Genomic DNA, 18,893 nt, shown 5'->3' with positions numbered 1-18,893 from the left:
GTCAATTCGCGTGTGTACGGGGTGTGTGGGCCGTGCCGGTGCCGGCCGTGGTGGCCGGGTGCGCTGCGTGGGCCGTCCGGGCGTGCGGGGCGTGGGCCTTGGGCCGGCAGTCGCCGAAACTCAGGCGCAGCCGGTCCAGCAGGCCGGACAGCAGGTCGACGTCGTCGTCTGACCAGTCGCTCAGATGGGCCGCCAGCACCTCGGCGGCACGGTCCGAAGAGGCGGCCAGCACCTTTTCGCCGTGCGGGTTCAGGCGCAGCAGCCGGGATCGTTTGTCGAGGGCGTCGGGAGTGCGGTCGATCCAGCCGCGCTCGGCGAGATAGGCGACATGTCTACTGGTGACCGATATATCGATATCGAGATATTCGGCGAGCCGGCTCATCCGCATCTCGCCGTACCGGCCGAGCACGGTGAGCACCGCGACGGTCGAGGGCGGGGTCTCGGGCGGCAGTGCCCGGCCCACTTCCCTGCCGACGCCCATGACGACGCGCAACTGGCGGGCGAGCTCCGCGCAGTGCTCCTTCGTCGCCACAGCCCCGCCGATCGTCTCATCGTCCAATTGGTTGCCTTGAGCAACTGTAGGGGTGGTTGGTTGCTACAGGCAAATGAATCTGCGCCCTAGGCGGTCAAGAATCCCCAAAGGAATCGCCCGCCTCCAGTAAAGCGAGACGGGCGATCCCCCCGATGGGATAAGCGAGTGCTACGTCATATCCGCAGGTCAGGCGGACGCGGCCGTCAGCCGGTCCAGCTCCTCGGCCGTCAGCTTCAGATCCGCCACCGCCAGCAGCGCCGGCAGCTGCTCCACGGTGCGCGCGCTCGCGATCGGCGCCGCGACGGTCGGCTGCGCCGCCAGCCAGGCCAGCGCCACGGTCGCGACCTCGGCGTCATGCGCCTGCGCGACCTCGTCCAGCGCCACCAGCACCCGCTGTCCGCGGCCGGTCGCCAGGTACTTCCCCGCGCCGCCCGCCCGCGGGCTGTCCACCACGGTGCCGGTCCGGTACTTGCCGGTCAGGAAGCCGGAGGCCAGCGCGTAATAGGGGACCGACGACAGGCCGTGCGAGGCGACCACCTCGGCCATCGCCCCCTCGTAGTCCGTGCGCTCCACCAGGTTGTAGAGCTGCTGCAGGGCGACGTACGAGGCCAGCCCCTCCCGCTCGGAGAAGGCCAGCGACTCCGCCAGCCGCTCCGCGGAGATGTTGGACGCGGCGATCTGCCGCACCTTGCCCTCGCGCACCAGCTCGTCCAGGGCGCCGAGGATCTCCTCGACGGGGATCTGCGGGTCGTCGAAGTGCGTGTAGTAGAGGTCGATGTGGTCCGTGCCGAGCCGGCGCAGCGACGCCTCGGCGGCGGCCCGGATGTTGTCGGCCCGCAGTCCCTTGAAGTCCGGGTGGCTGCTGACCTTGGTGGCGACCACGATCGCGTCCCGGTTGCCGCGGGAGGCCAGCCACTTCCCGATGAGGGTCTCCGACTCACCGCCCGAGTTGCCCGGGACCCACGCCGAGTAGCCGTCGGCGGTGTCGACGAAGTTGCCGCCGGCCGCCGCGTACGCGTCCAGTACGGCGAAGCTCTGCGCCTCGTCGGCCGTCCAGCCGAACACGTTGCCGCCCAGGGCGAGCGGGAAGACGTCCAGATCAGATGTTCCGATGCGTGCCATGGGCACCTACAACCGGCCGGGAGCCGGCGGTATTCCTGCGGGGAGGTGACAGGGGGAGGTTCCGGCGGACGTGACGGGGACGTGGCGTCGGTCTCCCAGGCGCACCCGGGGGTGCCCGGGATTCCGCTTGTTCGCTAGGGTCGGGCAGCATGTCGAACCCTGAGAACAACTACGACCCCGCCGGCGACACCCAGATGTTCCGCGCCTTCGTCGAGGAGCCGCAGCAACTCCAGCAGCAGCAGGCCCAGACCGGGTCCGGCAAGCGCACGGGCCTGATCATCGGCATCGTCGTCGCCGTCCTGGTGATCGCCGGAGTCGTCGCGCTCGCGATGCGCTGACGGCACCGCCCGACGGCACGGGACCGGACCGCGTCGCTCACGTAAGGGTGACGTCCCGGGTCTCGATGTGCATGCCCAGCGGAACCCGCCAGGCATCCACGCAGATCTCCCAGGTCTGCACCTTGGAGGCGCCGCCCGCCAGGGGCACCGGCACCGGCTTCGTGGTCTCGATCGTCGCCCAGTCGATGCCGAGGCCGCCGATGATGTGGGTGCCGAAGGTGACGCTGCCTGAAGTCGCCGCTCTGCCGCCGGAATTGGTGAAGGTGACCGTCACCTTCTCGCACCACCGGTCCGCGGCCGGAGCGCGCTTCGGCGTGCTCACGGTCAGCCGCGCGGGCGATGCCGGCGGCGTCGTGCCCGGTGGTGGCGTGTGCGGTGGGGTCGTGCCGGGTGGTGCGGGTGCCGTCGAGCCGCCGCCTCCCGGCTGCGACGTCCCCGGTGAACCGTTCCCCGGCGTGCCGGAGCCCCCGGGCGTGGTTCCAGGGGTCGTCCCCTGGCCCCCCGTCGAACCGGGAGCCGATCCGGGAGCGCTGGGGCCTGATCCGGATCCTGGGGTCGAGCCCGGTGCGGACGGTGTGCCACTGCCGGGTCCCGGCGGTGCCGGGCCGTCCAGCGGCACCATCACGACCGGACCGACCGGCGGTACGTCCCCCGTCGCGCCGCCCTGCGAGGGACCGACCCCGCCGACCGCCACGTACCCGTCGTCGCCCGCCGCTCCGCAGCCGGCCGTCGTCATCGCCAGCAGCAGGGCCACGCCAACCGCCGGGACGGCGAGTGCCGCGCCCCGGCGGCCAGACATCCGTGCTATCGCGACCATCGCGCCAGTCTACTGACGGAACGTCAGCGAACCAGCGGGCCGGTCTATTCCGCTGTCAGGCCGTCCCGGAGCTGGGCGAGCGTGCGGGTGAGCAGCCGGGAGACGTGCATCTGGGAGATGCCGACCTCCTCGCCGATCTGCGACTGCGTCATGTTCGCGAAGAACCGCAGCATGATGATCTGGCGCTCACGCGGCGGGAGTTGGGCGAGCAGCGGCTTGAGCGACTCGCGGTACTCCACGCCCTCCAGCGCGGTGTCCTCGTAGCCGAGGCGGTCCGCGAGGGTGCCCTCACCGCTGTCGTCCTCCGGCGGCGGCGAGTCGAGCGAGCTGGCGGTGTAGGCGTTGCCGACCGCGAGGCCGTCGACGACGTCCTCCTCGGACACGCCCAGGCAGACCGCCAGTTCGGCCACCGTCGGCGACCGGTCCAGCTTCTGCGCGAGTTCGTCGCTCGCCTTGGTGAGCGCCAGCCGCAGTTCCTGCAGCCGCCGCGGCACCCGCACTGACCACGACGTATCGCGGAAGAACCGCTTCACCTCGCCGACAATGGTGGGCATCGCGAACGTCGGGAACTCCACGCCGCGGTTGCAGTCGAAGCGGTCGATTGCCTTGATCAGGCCGATCGTGCCCACTTGGACGATGTCTTCCATCGGCTCGTTGCGGCTGCGGAAGCGGGCTGCCGCATACCGAACAAGTGGCAGGTTCAGCTCGATGAGCGTGTCACGCACATAGGTTCGTTCCGGGCTGTCCTGTTCCAGTTCCGCAAGGCGCAGGAACAGCGAACGGGACAGTGTGCGGGTGTCGATGGCTTCGCCGGTGCGTGCATCGATTGGTGCGCTGGTACGGCGCACCTGAGGACTGCCCACCTGAACGGACATGCCACCCCCTTGAGGTCGCGGACGGGTGTCGCGAGCGACGGTTTGTTCCTCCACCTGAATACCGGAGGCCGGGTCGCGACAAACGCGGTTCCTGCAGAATGTCACATGTCGGCAACACGCTGTAGCGCCAAGTCGACATATTTCTGCAGGACCGTTCCTCCCCAAGAGTTACGCTTCGAGCTGGTTTGCGGACCTCAGCCGGGCGAAGCTGCGGGACAGCAGCCGGGACACGTGCATCTGCGAGACGCCCAGCTCGGCACTGATCTGGGACTGCGTCAGATTGCCGAAGTACCGCAGCATGAGGATCCGCCGCTCCCGTTCGGGCAGCTGTACGAGCAGATGCCGGACGAGGTCGCGGTGCTCGACCCCGACCAGCGCCGGATCCTCGTACCCGAGCCGGTCCAGCAGCCCCGGAGCGCCGTCGCCCTCCTGTGCGGCCTCCAGTGAGGTGGCGTGGTACGCCCGCCCCGCCTCCAGGCAGGCCAGCACCTCCTCCTCGGCCAGCTTGAGCCGCTCGGCGATCTCTCCGGTCGTCGGCGACCGGCCGTGCAGCACCGTCAGGTCCTCGATCGCCCCGCTCACCTGGACCCACAGCTCATGGAGCCGGCGGGGTACGTGAACGGTCCGCACGTTGTCCCTGAAGTAACGTTTGATCTCCCCCACCACGGTGGGCATGGCGAAGGTCGGGAACTGCACCCCGCGCTCCGGGTCGAACCGGTCGATCGCGTTGATCAGCCCGATGGTGCCGACCTGGACGACGTCCTCCATGGGCTCGTTCCGGCTGCGGAAGCGGGCTGCCGCGTAGCGGACGAGGGGCAGATTGACCTCGATCAGCGCGGCGCGTACGCGTGCGTGTTCGGGTGTTCCGGGTTCGAGCCCGGAGATCTCCTCGAACAGCACGGTCGTCAGCGCACGCGCTTCCAGGGCATTGGTATTGGGCGTACTCGTCCTACTGCGGGCGAAAGTTGTTGACGCCGTTCGGGCCGACACGGACACACCACCCCTCATCGGTCCACTCATCCGGCAAAAGCGGTCATAGCATCACAATTCATGTGCACTGTACGCAAGCACCTAATAACGCCGTGTTGGGCGGTGAGTTGACCTTGGCGGGACACGACAAAGCCCCCCGCCCGGTGGGCGGGGGGCTGAGCGACAGGCCGTGTGACCGGCCGTGGGACGGGCCGGGACGGGTGGCGGCGGCTACCGGGCGGACCGGCGGCCAGGCACCGTCAGAAGGGGTAGTCGGCGATCACCCAGGTCGCGAATTCACGCCACTGGCCCGCCGCCGCCTGGTGTGCGGGGTGCTCCAGATAGGTCTTCAGATCGGCGGCGTCCGCGACCGAGGAGTTGATCGCGAAGTCGTAAGCGATCGGCCGGTCGGTGATGTTCCAGCCGCACTCCCACGAGGTCAGCTCGGGGATCAGCCCGCCGAGCTCCTCGAACGCCTTCGCTCCGGCGGCGACCCGGGACTCGTCACGGCCGACACCGTCATTGAGCTTGAACAGGACCAGATGGCGGATCACGCGGGACTCCTCACCGGCAGCGCGCCGATCAGTTGACCAGCTCGTGCATGAACTCTCCGATGCCTCTTGCGGCGTTCGAAATGCCCTCGAACCCTACCTGCACAAGATCGGCGGCGCGCGCTGGCTGCGTGATGATCGTGTAGAGCACGAAGACCACGAGTACGTACATGGTGACTTTTTTCGCCTGCGCCATGCCCCTTGCCCTCCCCGGCAGCAGTGGCAGCCCCCACCGGCTGTCCCCAGCGTGCGATTGGTGGAGTCTATCCATCGAACGGCCTATTCAGCGGCCCCGCCAGCGGTTCAACCGGCGCTTTAGCACGAAGGTCCCCTTCCTCCTGCCCACATCCGGCGGCCCGCCCGGACGCGCCGTCAGAAGCCGGGAACGACGAAAGCCCCGGCTCGCACGAGCCGGGGCTTTCGTCGTTACTACTGGGTACTGCTCGGTACTGCTCAAGAGCGGTAGCGGTGGGATTTGAACCCACGGTGAAGTTGCCCCCACACACGCTTTCGAGGCGTGCTCCTTAGGCCGCTCGGACACGCTACCGAGAGAGAGCTTAGCCCACGTGGGGCCGTGCTCCGAAATCGCCCGAGCGGAAGAACCGGGTGAGGAGGGCGGAGCACTCTTCGGCGAGCACTCCCTGGATGACTTCGGGGCGGTGATTGAGCCGGCGGTCGCGGACGACATCCCACAGGGAGCCCACGGCGCCGCCCTTCTCGTCCAGTGCCCCGTACACGACCCGGTCGAGCCGGGAGAGGACGATCGCGCCCGCGCACATGGTGCAGGGCTCCAGCGTGACGACGAGCGTGCAGCCGGTCAGCCGCCACTCTCCGACCGCCTGAGCGGCGTCGCGGATCGCGAGCACCTCGGCGTGGGCGGTCGGGTCACCGGTCGCCTCGCGTTCGTTGCGGCCCCTGCCGATGACCACGCCGTCCGGGCCGAGTACGACCGCGCCCACCGGCACATCGCCGGTGCGCGGGGCGAGCCCGGCCTCTTCCAGGGCATGGCGCATCGGCCCGGTCCACGGGTCGCGCAGCGGATCGCGGGGAGGACCGGGCGGGGGTGGTGCGGTGCTCAGCGGACCGCCTCCAGAACGTCGGCACAGCCGATCGCCTCGGCGATCTCACCGAGCGCCTCTCCGGTGAGCGCGCCGTCACCGCTGAGGTCCAGCAGCTCCTTGTCGCTCATACCGAGATCGGACAGCAGGCCGGCCTCGCCGAGCGGGCCGGCCGGCACATGGTCCTCGGTGGGGCCGGGGACCACGTCCTCGTCGGCATCGTCGTCGTCGCCGTCCTCGGTACCGTCGAGGTCGACCAGGACGTCGAGGGGGTCCTCGGGGTCCCGGCCGAGCAGTTCGTCGGTGAGCAGGATCTCTCCGTACGAACTACGGGCTGCCGCGGCGGCATCGGACACATAGATCCTGGGGTCCTCTTCACCATCGACGCGGATGACACCGAACCAGGCGTCCTCCTGCTCGATGAAGACCAGAACCGTTTCCTCCTCGGCGATGGCCGCACGGGCCAGGTCGCTCAGGTCGCCGAGGGTTTCCACATCGTCGAGATCAGGTTCGCTCGCTTGCCAACCGTTCTCGTTGCGCGCGAGCAGTGCGGCGAAGTACACCGTGACTCTCCCACAGGTCTCAGGCCGTCCGGACCGGGCGGGGAGCACCCCACCCACTCGGCATCGTGGCAGAAAGCTGGGCTTTGCGAAGGGTCTTCCGCACTCCGACGTGCCAGGTCTTCATCACGTCGGGCTGCGGAACACCCTCAGGAGGCGGCTTCCGGCCCGCCCCCGCACCGTTTCCGGACGTTCCGGAGGTCCGGCCGGTCACCAGCGGAACGTCCGCATTCGCATGGCCTGCCGCATGCGTGCCGCGCGCGCCCTGCGCGGTTGTACGCGCTCGCGCAGCTCCTTGGCCTCGTTCAGCTCGCGCAGGAACATCACCCGGCGTCTGCGGCGCTCCGCGTCGCGTTCTTCCTGGGTCTTGCGTTTGGTCTGCTTGTTCCGCGCTTTCGGCTGACCGGGCTCTTCCGGCTTGTCACCGTTCTCGCTCCGCTCCGGCATGTGGCACCACCCGTGGGGGGTCGGGGCACCCGGGGGCGCTCCGGGCGTATGTGCACAGTTTCCCTCTACCGTGCGGTTTGATGCGTGTTCGGCGGAGAGTCGGCAGAGCATCGGTGGAGAGAGCGAGCGGCGGCGGGGACCCCTGGGACTCGGTTAATGTCGGGTGCATGCGGATCCACGTAGTCGACCACCCGTTGGTCGCGCACAAGCTCACCACCCTGCGCGACGAGCGCACCGACTCGCCGACCTTCCGTCGGCTGGCCGATGAACTCGTCACCCTGCTCGCCTACGAGGCGACCCGCGACGTGCGTACCGAGCAGGTCGACATCCGGACCCCGGTCGCCCCGACCACCGGCGTACGGCTCTCCTACCCGCGTCCGCTCGTCGTCCCGATCCTGCGGGCCGGCCTGGGCATGCTGGACGGCATGGTCCGGCTGCTGCCGACCGCCGAGGTCGGTTTCCTCGGCATGATCCGTGACGAGGAGACCCTGGAGGCGAAGACCTACGCCACCCGGATGCCGCAGGACCTCTCCGGCCGCCAGGTGTACGTCCTCGACCCGATGCTGGCCACCGGCGGCACGCTGGTCGCCGCCATCAACCTGCTCATCGAGCGCGGCGCGGACGACGTCACCGCGATCGTGCTGCTCGCGGCGCCCGAGGGCATCGAGGTCATGGAGCGGGAGCTGGCGGGCAAGCCGGTCACCGTCGTCACCGCCTCGGTCGACGAGGGGCTCAACGAGAACAGCTACATCGTCCCCGGCCTGGGCGACGCGGGGGACCGGCTCTACGGCACCGCCGGATAGCCGCCGCAGGGCCGCGACACGAACTGGACGTCGGATGCGAGAAGCCCCGGACCTGGTGGGCCGGGGCTTCTCGGCGTTCTCGGGGTTCTCGGTCTTCCGGGCGGCTGTCGTGCCCTTGCGGCCTTTAGCAGCTGGGCGAGGGCGCCGGGGTCGGGTTGGCCGCGACGGCCAGGGCCTTCGCGGCGTCCTTCGGGTCGGCCAGCTTCGTGTAGGGCGTCCCGATCAGCAGGTCCACGCCCGGGCCCGCCCGCTTCGGGTCGATCTTCACCGTGGAGCCCGCGACCTGCGTGCCGACGACCTTCGCCGCCTGCGCACCGGCGGGGCCGGCCACGATCAGCGCCGGCACCGTGACCTTCTTGTCGTACTCGACCGGCGCGTTGCTGAACTTGATGACGCGGAAGCCGCGCTTGGCCAGCTCATCGGCCGTGGTCTTGGCCAGCCCGCCCTTCGCCGTCGCGTTGAAGACCGTGACCCCGATCGAGGCCGGCGGGGGCAGCGGGGCGGGCTTGCCGGTCGGCTTCGGCGTGGCGGCGGCCGTCGGCTTGCAGCTCGCCGGGGCCGCGTGGGCCTGGGCGGGGCCCTTGTCCTTGCCGCCGGTGAAGACGTCGATGAGTTGTAGCGTGCCCCAGCCGATCAGGCCGAGTACCACCACCGAGGCGACGATGGCCAGGGCGGTACGGCCGCGCCTTCGCGGCCGGCCCATTCTCGGGTACTGGTTTCCGGTGATCCGGTACTTCCCGCCCATGCCGGAAGGGGTGAGCATGCTCATGGGCGCAGCGTAGTGCGCTCATCGCCGGAGCGTACTAAATGATCAATGAATGGCGGACAGCCGAACCCGAAAGGGCGAACACCCGCCTCCGAACAGCCGCCCCCACAGGGCGGGTCCGCAGGCGGGTCCGTACGGCCGCCTCGGTCAGTCCATCTCCAGGACGCGGGCATGCAGAACCTGGCGCTGCTGGAGCGCCGCCCGGACCGCCCGGTGCAGACCGTCCTCGAGATACAGGTCACCGTGCCACTTCACGACATGCGCGAAGAGGTCGCCGTAGAACGTCGAGTCCTCGGCGAGCAGGGTTTCCAGGTCGAGCTGGCCCTTGGTGGTGACCAGCTGGTCGAGGCGTACCGGACGTGGAGCGACATCCGCCCACTCTCGCGTGCTGACCCGGCCGTGGTCGGGGTACGGCCGCCCGTTTCCGATGCGCTTGAAGATCACACGGAAAGCCTACCGGGCGAGCCCGTGCGGGCGCAGCAGTGGCGGAGGAGTGCAAAGGTGGTATTTACGTCGATAGCCGGACCTAGCGGGAGCCTGCCATGACCGATCCGCAAGCCCAGGCGGCACTTCCGGCCGATCCGCCCGCGGATTCGCCTGTCGGCGCGTCCCCCGCGCAGTCCGCCGATGCGCCGTCCGGTATGTCTCCCGATGCGCCATCCGTCCCGTCCGCTGGGGCGTCCGCCGTCCGTTCCACCGACCGGCCCGGCCCCGCGGCGGATCTGCCGGGCCCCGCCGCGACGATCCTGGCCGGCTACACCTTCACCGGGCCGGCGCTCGACCTGGGCGCGCTGCTGTGGGACGGCACCTGCCACGCCGACGCCCAGATCCGCATCCCGCTCGGCATGCTCAACCGGCACGGCCTCGTCGCGGGCGCCACCGGCACCGGCAAGACCAAGACGCTGCAGCTGATCGCCGAACAGCTGTCGGCCAACGGGGTGCCGGTGTTCCTCGCCGACGTCAAGGGCGATGTCTCCGGGATCTCCGCCCCCGGTCAGCCGAACGACAAGGTCGCGCAGCGCACCGCCGAGGTCGGCCAGAGCTGGGCGGCGTCCGGCTTCCCCGCCGAGTTCTACGCGCTCGGCGGCATCGGCGCCGGTATCCCGCTGCGGGCGACGGTCACCGGCTTCGGCCCGATCCTGATGTCGAAGGTGCTCGGGCTGAACCAGACGCAGGAGCAGTCGCTCGGCCTGATCTTCCACTACGCCGACACCAAGGGCCTGGAGCTGATCGACCTCAAGGACCTGCGGGCCGTCATCGCCTTCCTCACCTCCGACGTCGGTAAGGGCGAGCTCAAGAACATCGGCGGCATCTCGTCCGCCACCGCCGGCGTCCTCATGCGGACCCTGACGGCGTTCGAGGCGCAGGGCGCCGAGCCGTTCTTCGGCGAGCCCGAGTTCGACACCAGCGAACTGCTGCGGACCGCGCCGGACGGGCGCGGGATGGTGTCGGTACTGGAACTGCCCGCCGTCCAGGACCAGCCGCAGCTCTTCTCCACCTTCCTGATGTGGCTGCTCGCGGACCTCTTCCAGGACCTCCCGGAGGTCGGCGACATCGACCGGCCCAAGCTGGTCTTCTTCTTCGACGAGGCCCATCTGCTCTTCAACGGCGCGTCGAAGGCGTTCCTCGACGCCATCACCCGGACGGTGCGGCTGATCCGCTCCAAGGGCGTCGGCATCTTCTTCGTCACCCAGACCCCGAAGGACGTGCCCTCCGACGTCCTCGCCCAGCTCGGCAACCGCGTCCAGCACGCCCTGCGCGCCTTCACCCCCGAGGACGCCAAGGCCCTGAAGGCGACCGTCTCGACGTTCCCCAACTCCGCCTACGACCTGGGCGAGCTGCTGACCGCGCTGGGCACCGGCGAGGCCGTCGTCACCGTCCTCAGCGAGAAGGGCGCGCCGACCCCGGTCGCCGCCACCCGGCTGCGGGCCCCGCAGTCCCTGATGGGACCCATCGAAGCGGCCACGATGGACACGGCCGTCAAGTCGTCGCCGCTCTACGCCCGCTACGCGCAGGCCGTCGACCGCGAATCGGCCTACGAGAAGCTGAACGCGGCCGCCGACGCCGCCATGGCCCCGGCGGCCGGCCGGCAAGCCGCCGAGGCGCCCGCGAAGACCGCTGGAAAGGCGGGCGGGAAAGCCGCGGGGAAAGCGGCCGAGGGGGAGAAGAGCGTCGTGGAGCAGGTCGTCGGCAGCGGCGTCTTCACATCACTGACGCGCTCGCTGGGCACCCAGATCGGCCGCGAGATCAGCCGCTCGCTCTTCGGCACGCGCAAGCGCTGACATCATCGGGGCTCCGGTCGGACGGGTGCCGGCGCCCCGGCCGGCGCCCCAGCCGGCGCCCCAGTCGGGGCCCCAGGAGTCCGCTGCATCCCGCCCTTCCTGGCTCCCCGGAAGAACTTTGGCTCCCCGGAAAAACTTTTCGGCGTTCACTGTCAACCGGACGCGGGGGCCCAGGCGTATGCCTGGTGAGTCCGCGGAGAATCTGGAGTGAGTGTTGACCGTCGAGGAGTTCGAGGAGTTCTACGCGCATGCGGTGGGACGCCTCACGGGTCAGCTCTATGTGATGCTCGGCGACCTGCACGAGGCGCAGGACGTCGTACAGGAGGCCTTCGTCCGCGGCTGGAGCCGGCGGCGGCAGCTGGACCGCAACGGGGCTCCGGAGGCCTGGATCCGTACGGTCGCCTGGCGGCTCGCGGTGAGCCGGTGGCGCGGCCGCCGGCGCTCCGACGACGCCTGGCAGCGGCACGGCGGCACGCCGTCCGTCGAGGGACCAGGTCCCGAGCCGGTGGCCCTGGTGTCGGCGCTGCGCGAACTGTCGCCGCGGCAGCGGCGCACGGTGGTCCTGCACTACGTCTGCGATCTGTCCGTGGACCAGATCGCGGCCGAGACCGGAGTCTCCAGCGGCACCGTCAAGACGCATCTGCACCGGGGCCGGGCGGCGCTCGCCGACCGCCTGACGGATCCGGCCGATCCGGGCGGCCGGGGCGGTTCCGGCGGTTCCGGTGATCCGGGCGGTCCGGGCGGTCCTGGCGATCCGAACGCTTCGCATCGTTCGCACGATTCGCACGCCGAGGAGGCTCCCGGTGCCTGAGCTCCACGACCCCCACGACCCCCGTGACCGGCACGACCCGCACGGTCCGAATGCGCCGGAGGACGCGCTGACGAGCGCGCTCAAGAACGCCGCCGCTGCCGGGCAGACCGCGGCGGCCCCCGTCCCCGTCGCCGTGATCATGGCGCGCGGCGACCGGGTCCGGCGCCGCCGGACGGCCGCGTACGCGCTCGCCGCCTGCCTGATGGTCGGCGGTACGGGCATCGCGGCGGCAGCCGTCCTGCCGTTCGGCGGCGGAACGGTCGCTCCCGCGACATCGCCCTCCGTTTCGTACCCGGACGGTGCATCACCGACCCCGCCACAACCGCTGCCGACGCAGTCGAGGTCCGGGCAGCCCAGCGACTCGCCGACCGCGACCGGGACGACACACGGCACGGACTCCCACGGCATGGCGACCTACGGGCCGGGCGGGCCGCCCGCCGGTACGGCCACCTCGGTCCCGCCGCCGGGCAGCACGACGCAGTCGACGCTGCGGACCACCTCGCCGCCCGGCTGATCTCCGCCCGGCTGATCTCCGCCACCTCCCGCACCACCTCCTGAACGAACCGGTCGCGCCGCCGGGCGATCCCGCATGCCCAAAAACGCCCGCCCCCGCCCTCCCACCTCACCGTCCGGAGCCGAACATGTCCGTCGTACCAGCCCCGCGGACGCGGGAGGCCGAGGCCGAAGCGGGGCCGCACCAGCTGCTGCCCTCCCCCAGGCGGGGCCAGAGCGGCCGCCCACGTGAGCACCGTCCACCGGCACTGGCACCGGCGCGTTCGGCCGTACACCGGCTGCTCGCCTCGGTCAGCGCCAATGACCGGAAGGTGCTCGCGCTCTATCTGCTCACCCGGGCCGGGATCTGGATCACCGCCTACTGCACCGGCTGGCTGTTCACCGGGGACGGCCGGGCAAAGGATGCACCACCGCTGCTCTCGCGGTGGGAGCAGTGGGACTGGTCGTACTTCGTCCGCATCGCCCAGTACGGCTACTTCGGCAGCCCCGACGGGTCCGCCTCCGCCCCTCCCGACAACCGCGAGGCGTTCTTCCCCGGCCTTCCCCTGCTGCTCCGCGCCGTGCACACCGTCGTGCCCAGCTGGACGGTGGCGGGCCTGCTGATCTCGCTCGTCGCCGGGGCTGTCGCGGTCCTGGCCCTCGCCCGAATAGCCCGCCTCCACCTCGCCGCGAAGAACACGGAAACCGGCGAAGGCGACCCGGGGGAGCACGCGGTGTTCTTCCTCCTGCTGTCGCCCTGCGCGGTGTTCCTGGCCGTCGGCTACACCGAAGCCCTCTTCCTGGCCCTCGCCCTGCCCGCCTGGCTGGCCGCGAAGAAGGGCCGCTGGCCGCTGGCGGCGGTCCTGGCCTGCTGCGCCACCACCGTCCGGATCAGCGGACTGTTCCTCGCGGCCGCCCTGGCCGTCGAATTCCTGACCGCCACCGGCCTCCGCGACCGCCTGCGCGCACTCCCCTGGCTGGCCCTTCCCGCGTTGCCCGCCTTCGCCTACACCTGGTACCTGCACGCCAGGACCGGCGACTGGATGGCCTGGAAGCACGCCCAGGAACGCGGCTGGTTCCGGCAGTTCCACACCCCGAGGGAGGCCTGGCAGAACACCTGGGACTCGGCCTTCTCCCACGCCCAGACCACCGGCTACGCCTTCATGTTCCGGGCCGAACTCGTCGCCATGGTGGTCGGCCTGCTCCTCCTCGCCCGCCTCCTGCAACGCCGCCGGTGGCCGGAGGCCGCCTACATCGCCCTCACCCTCTGGGCACTCGGCACCTCGTACTGGTACATGTCCATCCCCCGCGCCACCCTCCTGTGGTGGCCCCTGTGGACCGGTCTCGCCCGCTGGGCCCTCCACCACCCCTGGATCCGTACCGCCTACGTCTGCCTGTCCGCCCCGCTGATGACCGTCCTCGCGGTGGCCTTCACCTCCGGCCGCTGGGCCGGCTGACGAACACCTGCCGACTCGCCGGAACCCCTTCGTCGGTGCCGACCACCTAGAGGTGAGCCATCGTCAACTTCACTGAGCCGTACCTGTAGCAACGGCCGCAGCCGTTGCTCATAGAGGGCCCCGACCGGATTCCCGGTCGGGGCTTTCATCTGTTCGGCCTCAGGATCATCCAGATGGGGACGATCCGTGCCGATGTCCTCTACGATCGCGAATCCGAACGCCCGAGGGCGTCGCGGTGCACTGACGGAGTCCGCCGGGCATATTTGTCCCCGAGTCCGGCCGGCCCGGGGTAGGAGGCAGTTTTGGTGCGAGACACCCCCCTGCTGGCCGTGCGCGGAATCTCCAAACGGTTCGGCGCCGTACAAGCTCTGAGCGGGGTCGACCTCGAGATCGGCGAGGGCGAGGCGATCGGTCTGGTCGGCGCCAACGGGGCGGGTAAGTCCACCCTGGTCAAGGTCATCGCAGGGGTGTCCCCGCCGGACAGCGGGGTGATCGAGTGGAAGGGCCGGCCGGTCGACCTCCGGACGCCGCTCGACGCGCAGAAGCTGGGCATCGTCGCCGTCCACCAGGACCTGTCGCTCTGCGACAACCTCGACACCGTCGCCAATCTCTTCCTCGGCCGCGAAGTCCGCCGGTTCGGCAGGCTCGACGAGGTCGAGATGGAGAAGCGCTCCCGTGCGCTGCTCAACGTGCTGTCCGTCCGGATCCCGAGCCTGCGCGTCCCGGTCGCCTCGCTCTCCGCCGCGCAGCGGCAGGGCGTCGCCATTGCGCGGGCGCTGCTCGGGGAGCCGGAACTCGTCATCCTGGACGAGCCCACCGCCGCGCTGGGCCCCCAACAGGCCGCCGTGGTCCTCGCACTGGTCCAGCGGTTGCGGGACCAGCGGCTCGGGGTGCTCCTGGTCAGCCATGAGATGGAGGAGGTCCGTGCGGTCACGGACCGGGTGGCGGTGCTGCGCGTCGGCCGCAACACCGGGTTCTTCGACACGAAGTACACGACCCAGGAGCAGATCGACTCGGCCGTCACCGGCAACCAGGCGATGGCCGTCACCCTCCAGCAGAGCCTGCTGCCGCACGGACTGCCCGAGCAGGACGCTCTCGACGTCGCCACCCGCTATCTGCCCGCGCGGGCGGGAGTCGGCGGCGACTGGTTCGACGTCATCCCGCTGCCGGGCGCCCGCGTCGCGTTGGTCGTCGGGGACATCGTCGGGCACGGCATGCACGCCGCCGCCACCATGGGCCGGCTGCGGACGGCGGTGCACAACTTCTCGATGCTGGACCTGCCGCCCGACGATCTGCTGGCGCACCTCGACGACCTCGTGAGCCGGATGGACAAGGACGACGTGGCCCCGGGCACCGGCACCCCCGCCGCCGGCGCGACCTGTCTGTACGCGATCTACGACCCGGTCTCGCGGCGCTGCGAGCTGGCCCGCGCCGGCCATCTCCCGCCCGCGCTCGTCCATCCCGACGGATCGGTGGAGTACCTCGACGTGCCGGCCGGCCCGCCGCTGGGCCTGGGCGGCCTGCCCTTCGAAGCGGTGGAACACGAACTGCCCGAGGGCAGCAAGCTGGTCCTCTACACGGACGGCCTGGTCGAGGACCGCAGCCGGGACATCGACGTCGGGCTCGACCTCCTCCGCACCGCCCTGGCGGGCGCCGACCGCGACCCGGAGCAGACCTGCGACGCGGTGCTCGACGCCCTGCTCCCCGCAGAACCGAAGGACGACGTCGCCCTCCTCGTCGCCCGGGCCCGCGCGCTGCCGGAGGACCGGATCGCCCGCTGGTCCGTACCGTCGGAACCCTCCGCCGTCTCCGCCGTACGGGCCGCCGCCGAGCGGCAGTTGGAGCAGTGGGGACTGGACGAACTGGCCTTCACCACGGAGCTGATCCTCAGTGAGCTGATCACCAACGCCATCCGCCACGCCGCAGGCCCGATCACCGTCCGCCTGCTGCTGGACCGCAGCCTGATCTGCGAGGTCACCGACACCAGCAGCACCTCCCCCCACCTCCGCTACGCGGCCACCACGGACGAAGGCGGCCGCGGCTTGTTCCTCGTCGCCCAACTGGGCGAACACTGGGGCACCCGCTACACCAGCGCCGGAAAGATCATCTGGTCCGAACAGCGCATCCCCACGAAGCACGTGGCACCGAACCCTGACGCATGAGGAGCGCGTCGCCGGCGTCGGCGATACACGGCCGACTGCCCGCCTCAGGGCCCTGTGACGGGCGATATCTTCCGCCCCGACCACCTCGGTCGGGGCCAGGATTCGGTAACGCTCGGTGACGGAAGATGGCCCCGCCACTCCTGGTTCGCCTTGACACCCCTGGAGGGCGGGCGTACAGAGAAGAGATGCGCCAGGGTGTGCCGGCGGACCCGCGAGGGACGCAAGTGACCGGCAGTACCGAGGCGACGCGCACCGGGATCGGTCCCGATGGTGTCCGCCGTTTTCGGCGCGGGCCCGACCCACCACAGGCCCCGCAGACCGCACCGACCGCACCGACATCACAGGCCACTGTGGGCGGCGCTGCCCCTGCCCTCCCGCCTGTGGAGACCGAGGAGCGGGACGAGCTGCTCGCCGCTGCCGTGCGCAAGGTGCTCAGGGACACCGACGCCTACTGCGGCATGGTGTACCTGCGCTCCCGTGACCGGCGCTCGCTCGTGCTGAGCACCGTCGCCGGCGTCCCCGTGTCGGCGCTGGGGTCGTTCCGCCGGATCTCCGTGCGCAGCCCGCTGCCCGCCCCGATGGCCTATCGCACCGGCCGCAGTGTGTGCCTGTCGGGGACGGAGGAGACGCTGCGGCGCTTCCCGCAGCTGCTGGTGGGCCTGCCGTACTCGTTCGCCTCCGTCTGCGCGCCGATCGTCGCAGGTCAGGAGAGCTTCGGGGTGCTGTGCGGGCTGTGGACGCCCTCGTCCGTCGGGCTGCCGCCTGGCGCCCGCCGGCACCTGCGGTCCGCGGCCAACCGGCTGGGGGCCCTGCTGGCGGAACTGACCGCCCGGGGGGACCGGGTGGAGGGCGGGGGCGACACGGCGGTGATCGAGCTGCCCACCGCGTCGGGCACGGCGATCCGCCTGGGGTTGTTCGACTGGGACCTCACCACCGGCACCGTCGCCGCCGACGACGAGCTGTGCGCGATCTTCGACTGGGCCTCCGACCAGTTCGACGGCCGGGCCGAGACCCTGGCCGCCCGGATCCACCCGGAGGACCTGCCGGGATTCTGTTCCGCCGCCCGCAGCGCGCTGCTGGACGGCCGGGTGCTCGCCACGCGACTGCGGGTGACGGCCGGGCCGAACCGGTCGCGGACCATCGAGGTACGGGGCAGGACCTCCGGGACAGCTGCTGGTCAGGACGCTGATCATCTGGTCGGCACCGTCCTCGACACCGGGACCGGCGTCGCCGCCGCCGAGGCCGTCGAGCGGTTGCGGCAGGGCATCCTCTCGCTCGACCCGGACGGCCGGATCACCTACGCCAACCTCGGCGCCGAGCTGCTGCTGGGGGCCCATCGCGAGGAAATGCTCGGGCGGCAGCTGTGGGACTGCCTCAGCTGGCTCTCCGACCCCGCGTACGAGGACAGCCACCGAGCCGCGATGATCTCCCGCCAGTCCACCGCGTATCTCGCCTGCCGCCCGCCCGACCGGTGGCTGGCCTTCGCCTTCTACCCCGACGCGCACGGGGTCACCGGCACCGTCGTCCCGGCGAGCGGGCCCCCCGAGCACGACGGTCCGGCGCCGCAGCCGACCGAGGACGCGGAGACCCCGGCCTCGGCGTTCGGGCCGTCGACCCCCGCACGGCGCGCCGGCGTCGGGGCCATCTACCGCCTGCTGGAACTGGCCAGCACGCTGACCCAGGCCGTCACGGTCCGTGAGGTGTGCACGGCCGTCGCGGAGCAGATACTGCCGGCCTTCGGCGGCCAGGAACTGGCGATCTACGTCGTCGCGGGGAACCGGCTGAACCTCGCCCACCAGGAGGGTTACCCCGAGGCGTTCCTGGACCGTTTCGAGGGCACGCCGATGGGGGCCCGGCTGCCCGGGGTGGAGACGCTGAGCACCGGTGCGCCGATCTTCTTCGCGTCCGTCGACGAGCTGTCCGGCGCCTACCCCGGGATACCGCTGGACGAGATGTGCGCCTGGGCCTTCCTCCCGCTGATCGCCTCCGGGCACCCCGTCGGCAGCTGCATCCTGGGTTTCGACGAGCCCCACCCGTTCACGTCCGAGGAACGCGGCGTGCTGACCGCGCTCGGCGGTCTGATCGCCCAGGCGCTGGAGCGCGCCCGGCTGTACGACACCGAGTTCGCCCTCGCCCGCGGCCTCCAGAACGCGTTGCTGCCGCACCGACTGCCCGAGGTGCCCGGTGTCGCCATCGCCGCCCGCTATCTGCCGGGGACACAGAGCATGGAGATCGGCGGGGACTGGTACGACGCGATCGTCACCGCGCAGGGACTCTGCCTGGTCATCGGCGACGTCGAGGGTCACAGCGTGGCCGCCGCCGCCACCATGGGCCAACTCCGCAGCGCGGTGCGGGCCTTCGCCACCAGTGGCTGCGAGCCGAACGAAGTGCTGGTCCGCACCAACCGTCTGCTGTCCGAGCTCGACCCAGGCCTGCTCGCCAGCTGCTGTCTGATCCAGCTGGACAGGACCGCGAGCCGGGCCCGTATCGCGCGCGCCGGCCACCTCCCCCCGCTGCTGCGGCACGCCGACGGCCACACCGACGTGCTGGAGTTCGCGGGCGGCGCCCTGCTCGGCGTCGATCCGCTGGCGGAGTACCCGATCAGTGAACTGGTGCCGCCGCCGGGCTCGGTGCTCGCCCTGTACACCGACGGGCTGGTCGAGGAGCCGGGGATCCCGATCGACGAGGGCATCGACCGGCTGCGGGTCTCGCTCGCGCACGCCGACGAGAGCTCGCTGGAGGACCTCGCCGACCGGCTGCTGGCCGACGCCCGCCTGTCGACGCACCGCGCGGACGACGTGGCGCTGCTGCTCACCGCGTTCGACGCCTAGGGGCTGTCCGACCGACCACG

At 70.9% G+C, this 18,893-nt stretch carries 19 protein-coding genes, 1 tRNA gene and 1 pseudogene; 8 read left to right on the top strand and 13 right to left on the bottom strand.

The annotated features are described in order from the left end of the window. Position 1 precedes the first annotated feature (1 nt). Complete coding sequence (locus tag O3W51_RS27245; protein ID WP_138356295.1) at positions 2 to 532, bottom strand: MarR family winged helix-turn-helix transcriptional regulator; 531 nt, start codon at positions 530 to 532, stop codon at positions 2 to 4. Positions 533 to 718: 186 nt separating this feature from the next. Further along, positions 719 to 1,654, bottom strand: a complete 936-nt coding sequence (locus O3W51_RS27240) for an aldo/keto reductase (RefSeq protein ID WP_138356278.1) — start codon at positions 1,652 to 1,654, stop codon at positions 719 to 721. Between the two features lie 149 nt (positions 1,655 to 1,803). Here O3W51_RS27240 and O3W51_RS27235 point away from each other — a divergent pair, with 149 nt between their 5' ends. Beyond that, positions 1,804 to 1,992 carry a hypothetical protein gene (locus tag O3W51_RS27235; RefSeq protein WP_138356277.1) on the top strand — a complete coding sequence of 63 codons (189 nt, stop codon included), beginning with the start codon at positions 1,804 to 1,806 and terminating at the stop codon, positions 1,990 to 1,992. 37 nt (positions 1,993 to 2,029) lie between these two features. On the opposite strand, the gene O3W51_RS27230 is transcribed toward O3W51_RS27235, so the two are convergent. The 9 genes from O3W51_RS27230 to O3W51_RS27190 all read right to left on the bottom strand — a co-directional run bounded on the left by O3W51_RS27230 (position 2,030) and on the right by O3W51_RS27190 (position 7,269). After that, the gene (locus tag O3W51_RS27230) at positions 2,030 to 2,809 is read right to left on the bottom strand and encodes a hypothetical protein (protein ID WP_269287614.1); all 780 of its coding nucleotides are present in this window, start codon (positions 2,807 to 2,809) and stop codon (positions 2,030 to 2,032) included. 44 nt (positions 2,810 to 2,853) lie between these two features. After that, positions 2,854 to 3,684 carry an RNA polymerase sigma factor SigF gene (locus O3W51_RS27225; RefSeq protein ID WP_138356276.1) on the bottom strand — a complete coding sequence of 277 codons (831 nt, stop codon included), beginning with the start codon at positions 3,682 to 3,684 and terminating at the stop codon, positions 2,854 to 2,856. 168 nt (positions 3,685 to 3,852) lie between these two features. Next, entirely contained in the window at positions 3,853 to 4,680 is an 828-nt protein-coding gene (locus tag O3W51_RS27220) for an RNA polymerase sigma factor SigF (protein WP_138356275.1), read from the bottom strand. Positions 4,681 to 4,913: 233 nt separating this feature from the next. Further along, complete coding sequence (locus O3W51_RS27215) at positions 4,914 to 5,207, bottom strand: Dabb family protein (protein ID WP_138356274.1); 294 nt, start codon at positions 5,205 to 5,207, stop codon at positions 4,914 to 4,916. 28 nt (positions 5,208 to 5,235) lie between these two features. Then, entirely contained in the window at positions 5,236 to 5,400 is a 165-nt protein-coding gene (locus O3W51_RS27210; RefSeq protein ID WP_187144938.1) for a hypothetical protein, read from the bottom strand. Positions 5,401 to 5,664: 264 nt separating this feature from the next. After that, a tRNA-Ser gene (locus O3W51_RS27205) sits at positions 5,665 to 5,751 on the bottom strand. Positions 5,752 to 5,761: 10 nt separating this feature from the next. Further along, positions 5,762 to 6,217 carry a tRNA adenosine(34) deaminase TadA gene (gene tadA / locus O3W51_RS27200; RefSeq protein WP_138356239.1) on the bottom strand — a complete coding sequence of 152 codons (456 nt, stop codon included), beginning with the start codon at positions 6,215 to 6,217 and terminating at the stop codon, positions 5,762 to 5,764. 62 nt (positions 6,218 to 6,279) lie between these two features. Next, entirely contained in the window at positions 6,280 to 6,825 is a 546-nt protein-coding gene (locus O3W51_RS27195; protein WP_138356238.1) for a tRNA adenosine deaminase-associated protein, read from the bottom strand. Positions 6,826 to 7,032: 207 nt separating this feature from the next. Then, on the bottom strand, positions 7,033 to 7,269 hold the full coding sequence (locus tag O3W51_RS27190) for a hypothetical protein (protein WP_138356237.1): 237 nt from the start codon (positions 7,267 to 7,269) through the stop codon (positions 7,033 to 7,035). Positions 7,270 to 7,436: 167 nt separating this feature from the next. On the opposite strand from O3W51_RS27190, the gene upp reads away from it, so the two are divergent. Continuing rightward, on the top strand, positions 7,437 to 8,072 hold the full coding sequence (upp, locus tag O3W51_RS27185) for a uracil phosphoribosyltransferase (protein ID WP_138356236.1): 636 nt from the start codon (positions 7,437 to 7,439) through the stop codon (positions 8,070 to 8,072). A gap of 124 nt (positions 8,073 to 8,196) precedes the next feature. Here the strand turns inward: upp and O3W51_RS27180 are convergent, their stop codons facing one another. Beyond that, on the bottom strand, positions 8,197 to 8,841 hold the full coding sequence (locus tag O3W51_RS27180) for a LytR C-terminal domain-containing protein (RefSeq protein ID WP_138356235.1): 645 nt from the start codon (positions 8,839 to 8,841) through the stop codon (positions 8,197 to 8,199). Positions 8,842 to 8,985: 144 nt separating this feature from the next. Continuing rightward, entirely contained in the window at positions 8,986 to 9,282 is a 297-nt protein-coding gene (locus tag O3W51_RS27175; RefSeq protein WP_138356234.1) for a type II toxin-antitoxin system VapB family antitoxin, read from the bottom strand. A gap of 197 nt (positions 9,283 to 9,479) precedes the next feature. Here O3W51_RS27175 and O3W51_RS27170 point away from each other — a divergent pair, with 197 nt between their 5' ends. From O3W51_RS27170 to O3W51_RS27140, 6 genes and pseudogenes are all read left to right on the top strand, one after another. After that, positions 9,480 to 11,120 carry a helicase HerA-like domain-containing protein gene (locus O3W51_RS27170; protein ID WP_138356290.1) on the top strand — a complete coding sequence of 547 codons (1,641 nt, stop codon included), beginning with the start codon at positions 9,480 to 9,482 and terminating at the stop codon, positions 11,118 to 11,120. Positions 11,121 to 11,334: 214 nt separating this feature from the next. Next, positions 11,335 to 11,805: pseudogene (locus O3W51_RS27165) on the top strand (SigE family RNA polymerase sigma factor); the annotation flags it as partial. A gap of 118 nt (positions 11,806 to 11,923) precedes the next feature. After that, entirely contained in the window at positions 11,924 to 12,445 is a 522-nt protein-coding gene (locus tag O3W51_RS27160; protein WP_138356232.1) for a hypothetical protein, read from the top strand. A 127-nt stretch (positions 12,446 to 12,572) separates the two neighbouring features. After that, a complete protein-coding gene (locus O3W51_RS27155) occupies positions 12,573 to 13,880 on the top strand; it encodes a mannosyltransferase family protein (protein WP_138356231.1) in 1,308 nt (435 codons plus the stop codon). A gap of 305 nt (positions 13,881 to 14,185) precedes the next feature. Further along, on the top strand, positions 14,186 to 16,042 hold the full coding sequence (locus tag O3W51_RS48950; protein WP_187144935.1) for a SpoIIE family protein phosphatase: 1,857 nt from the start codon (positions 14,186 to 14,188) through the stop codon (positions 16,040 to 16,042). Between the two features lie 380 nt (positions 16,043 to 16,422). Then, positions 16,423 to 18,873 (top strand): SpoIIE family protein phosphatase, encoded by a 2,451-nt coding sequence (locus tag O3W51_RS27140; RefSeq protein ID WP_244809262.1) that lies wholly within the window; start codon positions 16,423 to 16,425, stop codon positions 18,871 to 18,873. The last annotated feature ends 20 nt before the right edge of the window (positions 18,874 to 18,893 follow it).

The organism is Streptomyces sp. H39-C1, assembly GCF_027158125.1.
Lineage (GTDB): Bacteria > Actinomycetota > Actinomycetes > Streptomycetales > Streptomycetaceae > Actinacidiphila > Actinacidiphila fildesensis.
Note: the sequence above shows the minus strand (reverse complement) of the source record. Positions and strands in the feature narration are given on the sequence as shown.